Consider the following 18,003-nt stretch of genomic DNA (forward strand, 5'->3'; position numbering starts at 1 on the left):
CGTTCGCGTCATCCGGGTGGGCGAGCCAGCCGGGTGCGAGAGGAGAGGCGGTCACGAGCACGCTCACATGAGAAGACGGATCGGATGTGAGGCGAGCGAACCCGGATTGGTCCCTGAAGCCCGCGCCAGTCTATTCCGCCCGCAGGCCGCGCGAGAACTCAGCCTTCGGGGCAGGTGCCGGGCGTCGACAGCTCGGGCCCGCCGAACGCCGCACCGTCACCGGTGAACCCGAGCACGAGCTCGGCGTCGTCGATCGTCGCGTCGGTCAGCACAAGCGCCTCGGGAACGCTCGCGGCGATGCACAGGTTCTGCGGCTGGAAGAGACCGGAGAGCAGCTGACCGAAGAACGAATCGTCGTCACCCGATTCGATCGTCTCGTCGCCGAGCGTGATGCTGGTCGGGGTCAGCACGAGGTCGCCATCAGCGGCCGACGGCTCGAGCGACAGGCTGAGCGGGATGGTCGCGCCGAACAGTGAGAACTCAGAACTCAGCAGCACCTCCCCCTCGGCGAACTCGAACGTCGGGGCGCCCTCCGCGCCGGCTCCCTGCCCGAGAGCACCGAGGTCGTCCGCGCCGATCGCGAAGTCGACGCCCAGCACATCCACCGGCTGCATCTCATCGAGTGGAACGCCTTCCGCGTACAGCCGCACGGCGCCCGACAACTCCCCGAAGGCGACCTCCGGCACGTCGACATCGACCTGGTCGACGCGGCCGGCGAGGGCCTGCAGGATGATCGAGCCACCCCCGAGGTCGACATCCACCGCGGCGTCGTCGGGCAGGTTCAGCACCTCGACGATGCGATCACGCACGTAGCCGCGGGCGTAGTCCTTCGCCAGCGCCTCGGCGACGACGAACGCGACGATCCCGAGAACGACGACGATGGCGACGATGATGACTGCGATGATCCACCCGCGCCGTCGGGGCTTGCGCGCCTCGACCGTTTCGGACTGCGCCGGCTCGGGCTGCACCGGCTCGACCGGCAGGATCTCGGTGCTCATCTGCTACATCCTCTCCGGGGCGCTCACACCGAGCAGACCGAGGCCGTTGCGCAGCACCTGACCGGTGGCGTCGTTCAGCCACAGCCGGGTGCGATTCAGGTCGGTGATCTGCTCATCGCCGAACGGGCTCACCCGGCAGGCGTCGTACCAGCGGTGATACGAGCCGGCGAGCTCTTCGAGGTAGCGCGCCACCCGGTGCGGCTCGCGCAACTCGGCGGCCTGCCGCACGACCCGGGGGAAATCGGCGAGCGCCGCCAGCAGGATGCTCTCGGTCTCGTGCGTCAGCAGGCTCGCGTCGAAGGCATCCTGGGTCACCCCGGCCTCGGCGGCGTTACGCGCGACGGCCTTCGTGCGGGCGTGGGCGTACTGCACGTAGAAGACCGGGTTGTCGTTCGTACGTTTGGTGAGAACGTCGAGGTCGATGTCGAGTGCCGAGTCGGCGGAGCTGCGCACCAGCGCATACCGGGCGGCATCGACGCCGACGGCATCCACGAGGTCTTCCATCGTGACGACGGTGCCGGCACGCTTGCTCATGCGCACCGCCTCACCCTCGCGCACCAGGTTCACCATCTGGCCGATGAGGATCTCGAGGTTCACGAAGGGCTCGTCGCCGAACGCCGCCGTCATCGCCATCAGGCGCTTGAGATACCCGTGATGGTCGGCGCCGAGCATGATCAGGTTGCGCTCGAACCCGCGCTCCCGCTTGTTCAGGTAGTACGCGAGGTCGCCCGAGATGTAGGCGCCCTCGCCGTCGCTCTTGATGACGACCCGGTCTTTGTCATCGCCGAACTCGGTCGTGCGCAGCCAGATCGCGCCGTCTTGCTCGTAGATGTGGCCGAGTTCCCGCAGCCGAGCGACGGCGCGCTCGACCGCGCCGGACTCGTGCAACGAATCCTCATGGAAGTACACGTCGAAGTCGACGCCGAAGTCATGCAGGCTCGCCTTGATGTCGCCGAACATCAACTCGACGCCGACCGAACGGAAGACGTCTTCGGCTTCCTCGGGGCGTAGCGCCGACAGGTCGCCGTCGTACACCGCCTCGACGCGTGCGGCGATGTCGAAGATGTACTGGCCGCCGTAGCCGTCCTCCGGCGTCGGATCACCGCGGTGGGCGGCGAGCAGGCTGCGCGCGAATCGATCGATCTGCGCGCCGTGGTCGTTGAAGTAGTACTCGCGCGTCACCGCCGCGCCCTGGGCGGTGAAGAGCCGGGCGAGACTGTCGCCGACGGCGGCCCACCTCGTGCCGCCGAGATGGATCGGGCCCGTCGGGTTCGCCGAGACGAACTCGAGGTTGATCGTCACCCCGGGGTAGAGGTCGCCCTCGCCGTAATGCTCGCCCTGTTCGACGATGCTCTTCGCGAGCGCGCCGGCGGCGGCCGGGTCGAGGGTGATGTTGAGGAAGCCGGGGCCGGCCACCTCGGCCGCGGCGACCCCGTCGGTCGCGGAGAGCGCCGTGGCGAGGTCGGCCGCGAAGGCGCGCGGGTCGAGCCCGAGACGCTTGCCGAGTTTCATGGCGACATTCGAGGCCCAGTCGCCGTGATCCCGGTTGCGCGGGCGCTCGAGGGTGACGTCGTCGGGTGCGATCTCGTCCGCTCGCTCGCCCGCCGCCGAGCGCGCGAGCTCGAGCAATGTGGCGGAAAGTTCGGCGGGGGTCACAACGCTCGATCGTAGCCGGGTGAAGATGGGGGTATGCCCGTCGCATCCACGCTCCCGACCGGACGCGCGTTCGCGTCGGTCGTCGCCGCCGCAGCCCTGCTGGCACTCACCGCGTGCGTCGACGCTCCGGAACAACCGGTGTTGCCGAATCCGACGAGCACACCGACGGCGACGTCGTCGGACGGTCCGGAGCCCGCGCCGACGAGCGGAGCCCAGCCGCTCGGAATCGCGTGCGCCGACCTCGTCGACCTCGACACGATGTACGCGTTCGACCCCAACTACGCGCTCGTCGGGGAGTTCACCCCGCAGCCCGGTAGCCTCGCGGCCGATCAGGTCGCCGCCGGCGGCGTCTCATGTCAGTGGGTGCGTGAGTCGGGCGGGGCCACGATCGACCTGTCTGTGGCCGAGTTCACCGACGATCAGATCGCCGAGCTGAAGACCGAGGCCTTCGCCGAGAGCCAGATGGTGTCTACGTACGGCGAGGAGGCCTACTTCGAGGTCGAGGGCGACATCGGCACGGCGATCGTCTTCCAGGGGCGGTACCGGCTCGTCATCTCGTCTGTCGCGTTCTTCGAGCCGGGCGAGCCGACGGCGATCATCGAGTCGGCGCTGGGCGCCCTCTGATCACCTCAGCTCCACGACATCCCGGGGTGACTCGATCGACGACTCATCGCTCGTCGCGCGCACGTCGATGCTGAGCAACTCGATGTCGGCGAGGGTGTTCGTCAGGAAGGCCGTGTCGGCGGAGTCGCGACCGGTCGCGATGCGCACCAGACCGGAGCGGGGAGCGAGCCGGGTGGCGTCGACGACGACCCAGCGGCCCTCGATGCACGCCTCGACGACGGCGTGAAAGTCGCGCGGCTGCAGCTCAGGGGCGTAGACCGACACGATGCGGGCGGGCACGTCGAGCGCGCGCAGGAAGGCCGCCGTGACGTTCGCGAAGTCCCGGCAGACGCCGGCGCCCGACTCGAGCGTTTCGACGGCTCCGCCGATCGGGCTCGTCGCGCCGCTGTCGTAGCGCAGCTGTGAATGCACCCACTCTTCGACGGCGCCCAGCAGCCCCCGACCCTCGAGCCCCACAAACAACTCGCGGGCACGGTCGGTGAGGCTGTCGGACTGCACATAGCGGCTCGGCCGCAGGTAGGTCACGAGGTCGCGATCGACGACCGGAGCGGGGGCGGCGCGGCCGATGATGGTCGCGGCGTAGTCGATGCTGAGGATGCCGGGGCCGGTCTCGAAGAGGTGCAGTCGGGTGCCGTGCAGGTCGGTGGTCTCGCGCACCGCGGTCGGCTCGTCGTCGAGGCGCACGTGCAGAGTCTCGATCGCGGTCGGGACCCCCTCCGCGACGGCGACCGCGAGAACGAAGGAGGTCGGATCGGCGACCTGGATGACGAGGCTCGACCCGACTTCGCGTCGCGGGTGGCCGGAGGTCATGCTGCTAACCTAGGCGAGCAATATGCCTTCGTAGCTCAGTGGATAGAGCGCTTCCCTCCGGAGGAAGAGGTCGCACGTTCGAATCGTGTCGAGGGCACTCATGAGAGTCGTGATCGCACCGGACTCCTTCAAGGGCTCGATCTCCGCGCGTGACGCGGCGGCGGCGATCGCCGCCGGGTGGCGCTCAGTTCGCCCGAGCGATGATGTGCTCGAACTGCCCCAGGCGGATGGTGGCGAAGGCACGCTCGACGCGATCGAGGCGGTGACCCCGGATGCCGTGCGCCGGTCGGCGGGGTTGGTCACCGGACCCGACGGTCGGCCAGTGCCCGGCGAGTGGCTCGACCTGCCCGACGGCACCGCCGTCGTGGAACTCGCGCAGTGCTCCGGCATCGCACTCATGGAACGACTCGACCCGCTCGGCGCGACGACGCGAGGGCTCGGCGAGGTGATCGCCGCGGCGCTCGAGTCCGGTGCCGTCGAACTGGTCATCGCACTCGGCGGCTCCGCGTCGACCGATGGCGGCATGGGCGCCCTCGAGGCGCTCGACCTCTCACGGCCGCCACCACGGGGAGTGCGCCTGCTGACCGATGTGACCGCCCCACTGCTCGGCCCGACGGGTGCCGCGGCCGTCTACGGCCCACAGAAGGGCGCGACCCCCGACCAGATCGCCGAACTCGAGGAACGGCTTCTGGCCTTCTCATCGCTCTACGACGTGGATCCCGGGACCCCGGGCGCCGGTGCCGCCGGAGGAACGGCATACGGCTTCCTCGCCGCCTGGAACGCCGTCATCCAGCCCGGCGCTCCCGAGATCGCCGGGCTCACCGGACTCCGGCGCCACCTCCGACCGGGCGGCGTGCTGATCACCGGCGAGGGATCTTTCGATGCCACCTCCACCCAGGGAAAGGTCGTCGGGCACGGGATCCAACTCGCGGCGGAGTGCGGCGTCAGCCAGACGTTCGTCATCGCCGGTCGGTTTTCGGCCGAGCCGCGCGGCCCCGGCGGCTCGCCCGTGGCATCCATCGCCCTCGTCGACCTCGCCGGGTCGACGGATGCCGCCATCGCCGAGCCGGCACGCTGGCTGAGCGCCGCGGGTGCGCGCGCCGCGACTCAGCTCGAGGCGTGAGCCTCCAGAAACTCGTAGAGTTCGCGATCGTCGACCCCCGGGAAGGTGCCGGACGGCAGCGGCGAGAAGATGTGCGCGTGCACCTTGGCGCTCGACCACGCTTTGCCCTGCCAGTGCGCGGCAAGATCCTCGGGCGGGCGGCGGCAGCAACTGGCGTCGGGGCATCGTGACTGCTCGCGCCGCGTCGTCTCCCGACCGCGGAAGTACTTCGCGTCGTCGAAGGGCACCCCGATCGTGATCGAGAACTCGTCGTTCGCGGCGCTCGTGCCGATCTGCGTCGACTCGAAGAAGGTGCCGCTGGGGGTGTCGGTGTACTGGTAGAACTCCGTCGTGCGGTTGGTGCGCACGAAGGCCCGACGGGCGCTCCAGTGACGGCAGACGATCTCCCCTTCGACGGAACCGGTGACATCCATCGGCAGCGGCAGGCCGTCGTTCTCGTACGCCTTCGAGATCGCCCCGTCGCCGCCGACGCGGATGAAGTGCACCCGCATGTCGAGGTGGGCGGTCGCGAGGTTGGTGAAGCGCAGCGCGGCTGCTTCGTGGGTGACGCCGAAGGCATCCCGGAAGTCTTCGAGCGCGATGTCCTTGTCACTCTTCGCCTGTTGCAGGAACCGAACCGCCTGGGTGCGGGGCATGAGCGCCGCGGCCGCGAAGTAGTTGATCTCGAGGCGCTGCTGCAGAAACTCGGCGTAGTCGTTCGGGGCCTCGTGGCCGAGCATGCGGTGCGCGATCGCCTGCAACGCCATCGAGCGCAGGCCATGACCGCCGGGAATGGATGCGGGGGGAAGGTAGATGCGTCCGTTGGCGAGGTCGGTGACCGAACGCGCCGAGTGCGGGAGGTCGCCGACGTAGACGAGCTCGAACCCCATCTGTTCGGCCATCAGACTCACCGACCGGTGGGTGAGCGCGCCGGTGGAATGGCCGACCCCGCGCAGCGCCTCCTCGACCATGTCGTCGATCTCGGCCATGTGGTTGTCACGTTCGCGCATCCGGGCCCTCAGCTCGGTGTTGGCGCGGCGCGCCTCTTCGGGGGTGGCGATGGCCTCGCGCGACCGACGGGCGAGTTCCCGATGTAAGCCGACGAGGGCCCGCAGGGTCTCGTCGGGCATCCCCTTGCCGGCGCGCACGGCGGGCAGACCGAGTTGCGCGTAGATCGGGCTCGACTGCGCGCGCTCGAGTTCGATCTCGAGCGCGGCACGTTCCGTGGGGGCGGAGTCGTCGAGCAGCTCGGTGAGCTCGATGCCGAGCCGCGCGGCGATGGCGCCGAGGAGAGAGAGCCGCGGCTCACGGCGGCCGTTCTCCATGAGGGACAGCTGGCTTCCGGCCACCCCGACATCGGCACCGAGTTGTTCCAAGGTCAGACCCGCCTCCGTGCGGAAGTGACGCATCCTCTGCCCCAGGGTCACAAGATCCTTCATGAAATGAAGCATAGGGAAAGAACGGGCAAAATTTCATCGCGATTCTGGCGTCAGGCGCCGAAATGGGGCGCACCATTGTCATAGAAGGCAGTTCTTGACGAGAACCGCCCCGACCAGCGAGGGAACCCCGTGACACTCACGACCGACACACGAACCCTCGACGGCGCTCCCGATGCTGTCGACCAGATCCCCCTGCACGACGCGACGTGGGCGCTGCCGCCCGAGGGCACCGACCCGCACGTCATCGCTTGGGTCGAGAAGATGGCCCACCTCACCACGCCGGACACCGTCGTGTGGTGTGACGGCTCGCGGCGCGAAGCCGACGAGCTCATCCGCGGCATGGTCGACCAGGGCACCCTCATCCGGCTCAACGCCGACCACCGCCCCTACAGCTTCCTCGCGCGCAGCAATCCCGACGATGTCGCGCGGGTCGAATCCCGCACCTTCATCTGCTCGGCCGACGAGAAGGATGCCGGCCCGACCAACAACTGGGCGGAACCGGCGTCGATGCGCGCCGAACTCGAGGACGTGTTCGCCGGATCGATGGCGGGCCGCACGATGTACGTCGTGCCGTTCTCGATGGGTCCGCTCGGCAGCCCGCTCGCCCGGCTCGGCGTGCAGGTCACCGACTCCCCCTACGTCGTCGTCAGCATGGGCATCATGACGCGGATGGGCCGCGAGGCGCTCGCGCAGATCACGCCCGACACCGAGTGGGTTCCCGCCGCGCACACCGTCGGCGCCCCGCTCTCCCCCGGCGAAGATGATGTCGCCTGGCCGTGCAACTCCACGAAGTACATCTCGCACTTCCCGGAGACCCGCGAGATCTGGTCGTTCGGCTCCGGCTACGGCGGCAACGCGCTGCTCGGCAAGAAGTCGTTCTCGCTGCGCATCGCCTCGGTGATCGGCCGTGACGAGGGCTGGCTCGCCGAGCACATGCTGCTGCTCAAGGTGACCAACCCGAAGGGCCGGGTCTTCCACGTCGCCGCGGCGTTCCCGAGCGCCTGCGGCAAGACCAACTTCGCGATGCTGAAGCCCACCATCCCCGGCTGGACCGTCGAGACGATCGGCGACGACATCGCGTGGCTCGCGCCCGGCGCCGACGGCAAGCTGCGCGCGATCAACCCCGAGGCCGGCTTCTTCGGCGTCGCCCCCGGAACCGGCCCCTCGACGAACGCGACCGCGGTCGAGACCATTTGGGGCAACACGATCTTCACCAATGTCGCCCTGCGCGAAGACGGCGACGTCTGGTGGGAGGGTCTGACCGACACCCCGCCCGACGGCCTCGTCGACTGGACCGGCCGACACTGGTCCCCCAAGTCGGGAGTGCCCGCCGCACACCCGAACTCCCGTTTCACCGTGGCCGCATCCCAGTGCCCGTCCATTTCGGACGACTGGGAAGACCCGCGGGGCGTCGTCATCGACGCGATCATCTTCGGCGGCCGTCGTGCTACCAACGTGCCACTGGTGGCGGAGGCACGCGGATGGGAACACGGTGTCTTCATCGGCGCCACGATCTCGTCCGAACGCACGGCGGCCGCCGAGGGCAACGTGGGGGAGCTGCGACGCGACCCGTTCGCGATGCTGCCGTTCTGCGGCTACAACATGGCCGACCACTGGCAGCACTGGCTCGACGTCGGCGAAGGCCTGCGCAAGACCGGCGGTGTGCCGCGGATCTTCCAGGTCAACTGGTTCCGCAAGGGCGACGACGGGCGCTTCCTGTGGCCCGGGTTCGGCGAGAACGGCCACGTGCTGGCCTGGATCCTCGAACGCGTCGAAGGCACCGCCGCCGCGGTCGAGAGCCCCGTCGGCTGGCTGCCCGCGCCCGGCGCGATCGACCACGCCGCGGCCGGTGTTCCGGATGCCGACTGGGCCGAGCTGTTCGCGATCGACCCCGCGGCACACCTCGCCGAAGCCGACGACGCCCAGAAGTTCTTCGACACCTTCGAGGGCCGGGTCCCTTCCGCCGTGACCTCGCAACTTGAGGAACTCCGCGCCCGCATGCGGGCCGCGCAGGCCTGATCCCTCCCCTTCGCACCGGGCTGACGGCGCGCCGACCTCGCTGGCGGCGCGCCGTTCCCGTTTGACGGCGTCCTTTCCTTCCATCCGCGACTTTTCGCGCGGATCCCGCGGCCATCCCAACGAAAAGTCGCGGACTAGCGTCTCAGTAGGTAGAGGGAGGTGTGCGGATGGCGGCCAAGTCGGCCTGGGAGGGCGTCGTCACCGAGCTGGTGGCGCAACGCGGTGAGGCGTTGCTGCGCTATGCGACGCTGCTGTGCGGCAGTCGGGATGACGCCGCCGACCTCGTGCAGGACGCCCTCGTGCGCACCTTCGGGCGGCTGCGCAACGGGTTCAGCGTCGAGAGCGCCGAAGCCTACGTGCGTCGGGCCATCCTCAACGGCCACCTCGACGGCGGACGGCGTACGACCCGGTGGCGCCGGATCGCGCCGCTCGAGTACCGCCCGGACGAGCAGCCGTCCCCCGCCCTGGCATCCGAAGAACGCCTCGACCTGCACGAGGAGCTGCGCAAACTCACCCCGCGCGAGCGCGCCTGCCTCGTGCTGCGCTACTACGACGACCTCAAGGTCGATGACATCGCCGACACCCTCGGCATCAGCTCGGGAGCCGTGAAGCGCTACCTGAGCGACGGGCTCGCCAAGATGGCGATCTCGCTCGCCGACGACGGCACCGTGGAAGACCGGCTGACGCCGCGTAATTCGAACACGACTCCGCGAAAGGAGGCCGCTCGTGGCCACCGAATCTGACCTGCGCGACCTGCTGCGTGGCCCCGACCCGGAAGGACGTGGCGCCATCGACCTCGACGCCGTTCTGAGCCGCACCCGTCGCCGTCGGCGCCCGCGGGTGATCGCCGCGCAGGCCCTCGGATCGGTCGCGATCGTCGGGGTGCTCGGCACCGCCATCTTCGTCAGCGGCCCGCTGGCCGACCGCGGCGTGCTGATGACGACCGAGGATGCCGGCGCGGGTGCCGACGGAACCGGGGAAGCGGCGACCGAGTCGGGAGATGCGCCCTACGTCGGTCAAGACGCCCTGAAGTGGATGCCGGACGCCTGCGGCGCCCCGGTGACCGACGCCGTGAGTTCCGAAGGTCTCAGCCTTGAGCTGTCGCTCGAGACGATCTTCGAGCCCGGGGAGCGCATCCCCGTACAGGTCACGCTGCGCAACGACGGGCCGAACCCCCTCGTCGCAACCAGCAGCCCCTGGCCGCACGTGAGTCTCGCGCGCGACGGCCTCGTGGTCTGGCACTCGTACCAGACCCAGGACGCCATCGGGTATTTCATCGATCTGGCGCCCGGCGAGTCGACAACCCTCGAGACGTACGTCGACCGGGTGATCTGCCGCAGCGAAGACGACCTCATCATGGACGGCCCGCAGAACGACATGCCCGCAGCTCCCCCCGGGCAGTACGAGCTGCGCGCCGTGCTCGTCATGACGACGGATGACGGCGCGACTCTGGTCGCCGCCTCAGCGCCGTACCCCGTCGAGATCGTCGGATAGCCGTCGAGGTTCCGCCCTCCCAGCGGGACACCGCGCCCCGATAAGATTCGGGCGGGCCGCGGATGGCCCGCGACGAGTCGGCTCAGGCCGCTTGGGAGGAGCCCGAATGCGACCGCTGCCGACCGCTGGAGCCCTGGTGGCCGGTGTCGCCCTGGCGCTGATGAGCCCGAGCGCGGCGTTCGCCGAACCACCGGTCGACTTCGCCGGCGCGTACGTCGTCGATGAGGCAGGGGTTCTCGGCGGCACCTCCTCGATCGAGTCGGCGCTCGACGATCTCTACGACCGCGCCGAGGTGTCGCTCTTCGTGGTCTACGTCGACACCTTCGACAACCCGAGCGACGCCGGTCTGTGGGCCGACACGACCGCGGGCTTGAGCGGGTTCGGCCCCGACGACGTGTTGCTCGCGGTCGCCGTCGACGACCGGCAGTACGTGCTCAACGACGAGTTGCTCGACGACGCCTCATACGACCGCGTCGCGACGCGCATCGAAACGCAGCTACGCGACGACAACTGGGAGGAGGCGGCCCTCGAGGCGGCCGACGCGATCGGCGACGAGCTGGCCGGCGAGAACCCGACCGAGCCGGGCACCTCCGACGGCGAGGGCGGCGGCATCCCGATTCTTCCCCTCCTCGGCGGAGCGGCAGTCATCGGAGTGGGAGCGTGGGGCATCTCGCGCCTCGTGAAGCGGCGTCGCGGGGTCGACCCGAGCGCCCCCGTCGACAAGCTCGACCAGAAGCAACTCGACCAGCGGGCCGGCAGCCTGCTGGTGAGCCTCGACGACGCGCTGCAGAGCAACGAGCAGGAGCTCGGCTTCGCGCAGGCGCAGTTCGGCGAGAAGGCGACCAAGGGGTTCGCGGCGGCGCTAGCCGAGGCCGAGAGCCAGGTGAAGCAGGCGTTCGCGATCCGCCAACAGCTCGACGACGCGACGCCGGAGACCGCGGACGAGAAGCGTCGGCTGACGACCGAGATCATCCGGCTGTGCGAGGCGGCTTCGGCCGCACTCGCGGCGCAGTCGACCGACTTCGAGCAGTTGCGTCAACTCGAGACGCACGCCCCCGAAGTACTTGAGACGGTCGTCGCCACCCACGGTGGGCTGGCGGCCCGCGTCGACGCCGCCGAGGCGACCGTCGCCGAACTCTCGACGAAGTTCGGCACGGCGGCAGTGGCGTCCGTGCGCGACAGCGCCGGCCAGTCGCGGGAACTCGTCGCCTTCGCGGCGACGGCGATCGCCGAAGCCCGCACCGCCCTTCAGGCCGGCAAGACGTCGGAGGCCGCGGTCGCCGTACGCGGCGCCCAGCAGGCGGTTGCACAGGTCCAGCGCGCGATCGGTGCGGTCGACAAGCTCGCCGCCGACCTGCCGGCGCTGGTCGAGCGCTTGGACGACGCGATCGCCGACGTGAAGCGCGACCTGGCCGAAGCACGTGCCGGCCTGGCAACGGCCACCCCAGAGACCGCCGAACCGCTGCGTCTCGCCGCTGGCGACGCCGAGAAGGTGATCGCCCGGGCCGACGACGGCGATCCGGGCACGGCGATCGGCGAGGTCGAGCGGGTCAACGCAGCTCTGCATGAGGCCCTCGGCAAGCTGCGGGATGCCGCCGCCCAAGCCGAGCGGGCGAAGGCGCAGCTCGCGCGCGTCACGGCCGAAGCCGAGGCGGCGGTCGCGGCGGCGAAGGATTTCATCGCCACCCGTCGGGGCGCCGTCGGCGCAACCGCTCGCACCCGGGTCGCTGAGGCAGAGCGCCAACTCTCGCAGGCGCTCACTGCGGCGCGCTCGAACCCCATCGAAGCGCTCCGTTCCGCCCAGCAGGCGGTCGCTCTGGCGACTTCCGCGATGCAGAGCGCGCAGAGCGATGTGGCGGCGTTCAACGGCGGATCCTCCGGCCCCGCGGGTGGCGGCTACGGCGGCGCGGCGCTCGGCGGCATCCTCGACGGTCTGTTCTCGGGCGGATCATCGAGCGGCTGGTCGTCGTCGGGCAGCAGCGGCTGGTCGAGTGGATCCAGTTCGTCGCGGCCCCGGCCACGCCCCCGGCCCAGTAGCTCGTCTTCTCGCCCCCGGCCGTCCGGCGGTCGGCGCTCTCGCGGCGGACGCTTCTAGACTCCCAATCATTCTCAAGAAAACGAAAGGCACACCATGGCAAAGCAGTCCATTCTCGGCCGCATCTCGCAGCTCGTGCGCGCGAACATCAACGCGCTCATCGACCAGGCCGAAGATCCCCAGATGATGCTCGACCAGTTGGTGCGCGACTACACCAACTCCATCGCCGAGGCCGAGAGCGCGGTTGCGCAGACCATCGGCAACCTGCGCCTCATGGAGCAGGACCACGCCGAAGACCTCGAATCGGCCGCCGACTGGGGCCGCAAGGCCCTCGCCGCGAGCGCGAAGGGCACCGAGCTGCGCGCGGCAGGCAACACCGAGGATGCCGACAAGTTCGACAAACTCGCGAAGATCGCGATCGGCAAGCAGATCTCGGCCGAGAACGAGGCCAAGACCGCCGAGCCGACGATCGCGTCGCAGAACCAGGTCGTCGACCAACTCAAGGACGGCCTCGACAAGATGCGCGAGAAGCTCTCCGAGCTCACCAGCAAGCGCGACGAACTCGTCGCCCGGGCCAAGACCGCGCAGGCGCAGTCGCAGGTGCACGACGCCATCCAGAGCATCGACGTGCTCGACCCCACGAGCGAGCTCGGGCGCTTCGAAGAGAAGGTTCGCCGCGAGGAGGCCAAGGTGATGGGCCAGCAGGAGCTCTCCGCCTCGAGCCTCGACTCGCAGTTCGAGTCGCTCGAAGACCTCGACAAGGAGGCCGAGGTCGAGGCACGTCTCGCCGAGCTCAAGGCCGGCGGCACGCAGGCCGTGACGTCGGGCAGTTGACGACCGCGCACGAGAAGGACACCGAGGAGGGGCAGCGGGCAACCGTCGCCCTTCCTCGGCTTTTCGGGGTGGATGCCGCCCGCGGCATCGCCCTGTTCGGCATGTTCGCCGCCCACACACTCTTCGGCGGCGACGAGCAGATCTTCGACGGCCGCTCCTCGATCCTCTTCGCCACCGTCGCGGGCGTGTCGCTCGGCCTGATCACCGGCGGAGCGAACCCGCCTGCTCCCGGGGAGCGGGGGGATGCCCGCTTCATGGTGCTGATCCGCGGGGCTGTTCTGGTGCCGCTCGGGCTCGCGATGACGGCTTTTCTGCAGCCGCCGATCGCAGTCATCCTCGACTACTACGGCTTCGCCTTCCTGCTGCTCCTTCCGGTGCTCTTCCTCGCCCGACCGCACCTGGGCCTGCTTTGCGGCGTCGTCGCATTCGCGGCTCCTCCGATCGTCGCGGGGCTCACCGGCGCCATTCCCTTCGACGCCGTCGCCGAAGCGGCGCAGGTCTTCGCGCGCTGGCTGTTCTACGGCGAGTACCCAGTGCTGATTTGGCTCGCTTTCGTGCTCGTCGGCCTGTTGCTCGCCCGCAGCGACCTGCGCACCCGCCGCACCGCGGCATCCGCCCTCGTGCTCGGCGTGGTCGCCGCCGTGCTCGGGTACGCCTCCGCCCTCGTGATCCCGGGTGTCTCGGCCGAAGCACACTCCGGCACGACCGCCGAAGTCGTCGGGTCGGGCGGCGTCGCCGTCGCGATCATCGGCGGCTTGTCCCTGCTGGACTCGGCGACCGGAGTCGGGGAACGCGTCGCCGGTGCCGTGAGGTTCGTGCTCTCACCCGTCGCCGCCGCAGGAGCCATGGCGCTCACCCTGTACGTCGCCCAGGCCGTCGCCTTGACGATCATCCGGGCGACGACCGACGACCCGGAACGCTGGGTGGTTCCCGGGTGGACGCTGCCGGCCCTCATCGTCGGCTCGCTCGCACTCGCATCCTTCTGGCGGCGCTTCATCGGCGCAGGACCACTCGAGGCCGGGCTGCGCGCACTCACCCGCATCGCGCTGCGCGAGACCGGTCGCCCGGGAACGGGATCGGCCTAGAGTGGGCGGGTGACCCTCCGGTTCGTGCTCGTGCCGCAGTGGCAGGGCTCCCCCTCGCCGCGGGCGATGCGCCTCGTCGATGGAGTCGCCGCGCTCCAATCCGACCTGCCGGCCTCGGCAACGTCAGCCGTGCCGGTGCCGCTCGAGGCCGGCGACGAGCAGGGCACCGGAATCTCCCGCTACACGTCGGTGCAGCTGGTGCGCGAGCGCACCTCGGTGGTACTTCAGGATGTCGACGGCCCATTCGTCGTCGTCGGAGGCGACTGCGGGGTCTCCGCCGCGGGCATCGCCGTCGCCGCGAACCGTCACCCCGATGTCGCCGTCGTCTGGTTCGACGCCCACCCCGACCTCAACTCCCCCGAATCGTCGCCGTCCGGAGCCTTCGCCGGAATGGTGCTGCGCGCAGCGATCGACAACGGCGACATCGCCTCCGAGCGGGTTGTGCTCGCGGGTGCACGGTCGTGGGATGCCGGCGAGGAGACCTTCGCCGCCGACGTCGGCTTGCGCATCTTCACCGCGAACGACCTCGACGATCCCTCCGCGCTGGCGGATGCGGTGGCCGCGACCGGCGCCGACGCCGTCTACCTGCACATCGACCTCGACGTGCTCGATCCCGCCGACCTCGACGGACTGCTCGACCCGGAGCCGTTCGGAGTGAGCTCGTCGGCACTCGTCGCGGCGATCCGGGCGCTGCGGGCGCGCTTTCCCCTCGCCGGGGCGACCCTGGCCGCCTACGCGCCAGGTGCCCTCGAGACCGAGCAGGCGGCCGACGACGCCGCCACCATCCTGCGCATCATCGCGGCACTCGACTGAGGCTTCAGTCGACGCGCGTGCTCAGTCGACGCGGATCTCGTACCTTCCGGTCGTCGCGTCGAACGCGGTGATGGTGACCACCGCATCCACCGCGCCCTCCGGCGACTCGTAGCTGCAGGCCACGGTGGTGCCGACGACGATCGCGACCTCGGTGCCTTCGCAGGTGACCTCGGGCACGTAGTCGAGCACCTTCTTGAGTGCGGTGATGGCCAACGCCTCGATGTCGCCGACCGGCACCGACGCGCCGGGCTCGGCAGTCGGCTCGGGCGCGTTGTTGGGCACCTCGGCGACCTGGATGTCGAACGCGTAGTTGTCGCCGTCGACCTCGGTGAACGAGATGACCGTGTTGAACTCGAGCCCGGTGCCCGGATCGACGAGCAGGCAGGTGACCGAGGTGTCGGCTTCCACCTGGATGTCGTTGTCCCCACAGTCGATCGTGGGACGCACGCCGACCTGCTCTTCGAGTTCGTCGGCGGCGAGCTCTTCGATGTCTTCCGGAGGAACGGTGGGCGCGGTGTTGACACCGACGCTGAACGTGCACCCGGCCAGCAGGGTGACGGCGAGCGCAGCGACGGGGATCAGAGTGAGGGAGCGGGAACGCACGGTCTGCCTCCAGGAACGACGATGGTTGAACGCTAGCGGATGGAAGCATCACTCACGGGTGCCGCCGCTTACGCTGGTCTCGTGGCTGAACGAGTGACCATCGATCGGGGCGGGCACCTGCTGCTCATCGGGCTCAACCGACCCCAGAAGCGCAACGCCGCGGACTTCGCGATGCTGCAGGAGCTGTGCCTCGCCTACGGCGAGCTCGACCGCGACCCCGACCTGCGCGTGGGCGTCGTGTATGCGCACGGCGACCACTTCACCGGCGGCCTCGACCTGGGCGACGTGGCCCCGCGCATCGGCGCGAACGGGCTCGACCTGGTTCCCGAGGGCGGGCTCAACCCGTGGCAGGTCGAGGGCGAGTTCCAGCGCAAGCCCGTCGTCATCGCCGTGCAGGGCATGTGCCTGACCCTCGGCATCGAACTGGCGCTGGCGAGCGACGTCGTCGTCGCCGCCGATTCGACCGTGTTCGGGCAGATCGAGGTGCAGCGCGGCATCCTGCCGTTCGGCGGAGCGACGATCCGATTCCCGCGCGCGGTCGGCTGGGGCAACGCGATGCGCTGGATGCTCACCGGCGACTCATTCGACGCCGCCGAAGCGCACCGGATGGGCCTCGTGCAGGAGGTGGTGCCGCACGGCACCCAGCTCGAGCGGGCGCGCGCGATCGCGACCCGGATCGCCACCCAGGCTCCGCTGGCGGTGCAAGCCACCCTCGCCAACGCGCGGGAGGCCATCCGCGACAGCGACGCCCGCGCGGAACAGCAGCTGCAACCCGAACTGGTACGGCTCGCCTCGAGCGAAGACGCCGCCGAAGGGATGCGCGCCTTCGTCGCCCGCGACGAACCGGACTTCCGCGGCCGGTGAACCGCCGGTGAGCGCGCAGCCGATGCGACCGGATCCGACGAAGCTCTCCCGACCGGAGCGGGTGGTTGGGGCGGTCGTGCGGTTCGGGGGGCGCGTGCCGGGGCTCCGCCGCTTCTTGTTGTGGCCGGTCGTCGCCCGACCGGGCTACTGGTTCGCGACGGCGTGCGCATGGCTGTGGGGGCGCATCCTGTTCGGCCGCTTCGCGAAGGGGGGCGGCATCCACTACTTCTCCCGGCTGCCGAAATGGGCGTACGGGCGCGGCGGCACGACGATCGGCGCGATCTACCTGACGACCGACAACACCGGGGATGCCGTGCTGGAGCACGAGGCGATTCACAAGGCGCAGTGGAAGAAGTACGGGCTCACCTTCATCGCGCTTTACGTCGCGGCGGGATCGCCGGCGCTCACCAACCGGTTCGAGGTCGAGGCGGGATTGGAGAAGGGCGGCTACCTGCGCACGCGGCGACCCGGGGGCTTGCCCGGAAAGAGCTAGGCGTTGGTGCGGATGCGGGCGGCCCGGTCGCCGGAGATCCAGCCGTAGACCCGGTGCTCGCGTTCGAGATCGACTGGGAGCATCTCGCCGAGCCAGGCGCCGACCGCTTCGCCCAGCGACTGCCCGAGGTCGCGGCGCAGCCAGGTCACGCAGACGCGACCGGGAGCGGCGAGTTCGCGCACGGCGGCAGCGGAGTCGACCTCGACGAAGACCTGACCGCGGGCTCGAGCGGGCAGGGTGGCCAGCACGGTCTCGACGACCGGGAGGTCGGCCTCGACGGCGCCGAGCAGCACGAGGTCGCCGGCAGCGGGCTGCCAGGAGATCGTGGCGGGAAGGAGGTCGGAGAGGAACATCGCGAGATCAGTATAGGCATACCTAACTGAGTGCGCCCTTACCTCGCGGGTTCACGCGGTCCAGGCGGGCGGATGCCGCGTCTGCCAGTGCAGGCGCCGTTCGAGTTGGGCACCGATCGCGAGCAGAACGTCTTCGCGCCCGGGTCGCCCGATGAGCTGCACCCCCATCGGCAGACCCTCTGCGGTGACGTGCACCGGCAGCACGATCGCCGGGAGACCGCTGACGTTCACCATGCTCGTGTACGGCGTATAGAGCACCTGCTGCCCGAAGTTGCGCTCGCCGTCGTCGGGGTCGTACCAACCGATCGGGCGCGGGGTGAGGGCCATCGCGGGAGTGAGCACGGCATCCACCTGGGAGGCTTGCGCGATGAATCGCCGCTCGAACCCGGCGAGCCAGGCCAGCGCGGCTGCCAGGTCGCGCGCGCCGAGGCGGCGACCGTTCTCGATCAGCCAGCGGGTGAGCGGTTCCACCCGTGCCAAGCCATCGTCGTCGACCGCGGTCGCCGCCGCCCCCGCCTGCCACACCGTGAGGAACGCCTTCGCGTAGCCGACCTCTGGCTCGAAGGCGAGCTCCTCGATGCCGTGACCCGTGGCATCCAGCTCCCGGATCGCCACCTGCACCGCATCCTCGGCCTCCGGGGCGAGTTGCAGGTCGAACTCCGTCGCCCACGGCGAGTAGCGGGTGACGCCGATCGAGAACCGCCCTTCGCCGCGCACCGCCGCGCCGAGGAACGGCCCCTCGTCCCAGGTCGGCGGCGCGGTCGCCCACTGCGGCGCACCC

General features: G+C 69.9%; 18 protein-coding genes and 1 tRNA gene. 12 read left to right on the forward strand and 7 right to left on the reverse strand.

Annotated elements, in window-relative coordinates; translation table 11 throughout:
* Nucleotides 1-158: 158 nt before the first annotated feature.
* Together WBL06_RS03960 and argS are read right to left on the reverse strand one after the other, a co-directional pair.
* Complete coding sequence (locus WBL06_RS03960) at nt 159-998, reverse strand: DUF2993 domain-containing protein (RefSeq protein ID WP_424454677.1); 840 nt, start codon at nt 996-998, stop codon at nt 159-161.
* 3 nt (nt 999-1,001) lie between these two features.
* Complete coding sequence (argS, locus tag WBL06_RS03965) at nt 1,002-2,627, reverse strand: arginine--tRNA ligase (RefSeq protein ID WP_424454694.1); 1,626 nt, start codon at nt 2,625-2,627, stop codon at nt 1,002-1,004.
* A 60-nt stretch (nt 2,628-2,687) separates the two neighbouring features.
* Here argS and WBL06_RS03970 point away from each other — a divergent pair, with 60 nt between their 5' ends.
* Nucleotides 2,688-3,278: a hypothetical protein gene (locus tag WBL06_RS03970; protein WP_424454678.1), complete on the forward strand. Its 591-nt coding sequence runs from the start codon at nt 2,688-2,690 to the stop codon at nt 3,276-3,278.
* Here WBL06_RS03970 and WBL06_RS03975 read toward each other — a convergent pair whose 3' ends face one another.
* Nucleotides 3,279-4,088: a transglutaminase-like domain-containing protein gene (locus WBL06_RS03975; protein WP_424454679.1), complete on the reverse strand. Its 810-nt coding sequence runs from the start codon at nt 4,086-4,088 to the stop codon at nt 3,279-3,281. It lies immediately after the preceding gene.
* Between the two features lie 24 nt (nt 4,089-4,112).
* On the opposite strand from WBL06_RS03975, the gene WBL06_RS03980 reads away from it, so the two are divergent.
* Both WBL06_RS03980 and WBL06_RS03985 read left to right on the forward strand, forming a co-directional pair.
* A tRNA-Arg gene (locus tag WBL06_RS03980) sits at nt 4,113-4,185 on the forward strand.
* 3 nt (nt 4,186-4,188) lie between these two features.
* A complete protein-coding gene (locus tag WBL06_RS03985; protein ID WP_424454680.1) occupies nt 4,189-5,211 on the forward strand; it encodes a glycerate kinase in 1,023 nt (340 codons plus the stop codon).
* Here WBL06_RS03985 and WBL06_RS03990 read toward each other — a convergent pair.
* A complete protein-coding gene (locus WBL06_RS03990; RefSeq protein WP_424454681.1) occupies nt 5,196-6,629 on the reverse strand; it encodes a helix-turn-helix domain-containing protein in 1,434 nt (477 codons plus the stop codon). The genes WBL06_RS03985 and WBL06_RS03990 overlap by 16 nt on opposite strands.
* Nucleotides 6,630-6,758: 129 nt before the next feature.
* On the opposite strand from WBL06_RS03990, the gene WBL06_RS03995 reads away from it, so the two are divergent.
* The 7 genes from WBL06_RS03995 (at nt 6,759) to WBL06_RS04025 (ending at nt 14,909) form a co-directional block, all read left to right on the forward strand.
* Nucleotides 6,759-8,648, forward strand: coding sequence for a phosphoenolpyruvate carboxykinase (GTP) (locus tag WBL06_RS03995; RefSeq protein ID WP_424454682.1), 1,890 nt, complete (start codon nt 6,759-6,761; stop codon nt 8,646-8,648).
* A 167-nt stretch (nt 8,649-8,815) separates the two neighbouring features.
* Nucleotides 8,816-9,391, forward strand: coding sequence for a sigma-70 family RNA polymerase sigma factor (locus tag WBL06_RS04000; RefSeq protein ID WP_424454683.1), 576 nt, complete (start codon nt 8,816-8,818; stop codon nt 9,389-9,391).
* Complete coding sequence (locus tag WBL06_RS04005) at nt 9,375-10,142, forward strand: hypothetical protein (protein ID WP_424454684.1); 768 nt, start codon at nt 9,375-9,377, stop codon at nt 10,140-10,142. The genes WBL06_RS04000 and WBL06_RS04005 overlap by 17 nt, the downstream gene beginning before the upstream one ends.
* A gap of 106 nt (nt 10,143-10,248) precedes the next feature.
* Complete coding sequence (locus WBL06_RS04010; RefSeq protein ID WP_424454685.1) at nt 10,249-12,237, forward strand: TPM domain-containing protein; 1,989 nt, start codon at nt 10,249-10,251, stop codon at nt 12,235-12,237.
* A gap of 36 nt (nt 12,238-12,273) precedes the next feature.
* Nucleotides 12,274-13,011, forward strand: a complete 738-nt coding sequence (locus tag WBL06_RS04015; protein ID WP_424454686.1) for a PspA/IM30 family protein — start codon at nt 12,274-12,276, stop codon at nt 13,009-13,011.
* Entirely contained in the window at nt 13,008-14,096 is a 1,089-nt protein-coding gene (locus tag WBL06_RS04020) for a DUF418 domain-containing protein (RefSeq protein WP_424454687.1), read from the forward strand. The genes WBL06_RS04015 and WBL06_RS04020 overlap by 4 nt, the downstream gene beginning before the upstream one ends.
* A 9-nt stretch (nt 14,097-14,105) precedes the next feature.
* Entirely contained in the window at nt 14,106-14,909 is an 804-nt protein-coding gene (locus WBL06_RS04025; RefSeq protein WP_424454688.1) for an arginase family protein, read from the forward strand.
* A 21-nt stretch (nt 14,910-14,930) separates the two neighbouring features.
* On the opposite strand, the gene WBL06_RS04030 is transcribed toward WBL06_RS04025, so the two are convergent.
* Nucleotides 14,931-15,512 carry a DUF4333 domain-containing protein gene (locus tag WBL06_RS04030; protein WP_424454689.1) on the reverse strand — a complete coding sequence of 194 codons (582 nt, stop codon included), beginning with the start codon at nt 15,510-15,512 and terminating at the stop codon, nt 14,931-14,933.
* 81 nt (nt 15,513-15,593) lie between these two features.
* Here WBL06_RS04030 and WBL06_RS04035 point away from each other — a divergent pair, with 81 nt between their 5' ends.
* Nucleotides 15,594-16,376 (forward strand): crotonase/enoyl-CoA hydratase family protein, encoded by a 783-nt coding sequence (locus WBL06_RS04035; RefSeq protein WP_424454690.1) that lies wholly within the window; start codon nt 15,594-15,596, stop codon nt 16,374-16,376.
* 7 nt (nt 16,377-16,383) lie between these two features.
* Entirely contained in the window at nt 16,384-16,869 is a 486-nt protein-coding gene (locus tag WBL06_RS04040; protein WP_424454691.1) for a hypothetical protein, read from the forward strand.
* On the opposite strand, the gene WBL06_RS04045 is transcribed toward WBL06_RS04040, so the two are convergent.
* Together WBL06_RS04045 and WBL06_RS04050 are read right to left on the reverse strand one after the other, a co-directional pair.
* On the reverse strand, nt 16,866-17,222 hold the full coding sequence (locus WBL06_RS04045) for an SIP domain-containing protein (protein ID WP_424454692.1): 357 nt from the start codon (nt 17,220-17,222) through the stop codon (nt 16,866-16,868). The genes WBL06_RS04040 and WBL06_RS04045 overlap by 4 nt on opposite strands.
* Before the next feature lie 51 nt (nt 17,223-17,273).
* On the reverse strand, nt 17,274-18,003 hold a 730-nt coding region (locus WBL06_RS04050; protein ID WP_424454693.1), incomplete at its 5' end, for an amidase family protein.

Origin of the sequence: Pseudolysinimonas sp. (assembly GCF_049651805.1) — a bacterium.
GTDB lineage: Bacteria > Actinomycetota > Actinomycetes > Actinomycetales > Microbacteriaceae > Pseudolysinimonas_A.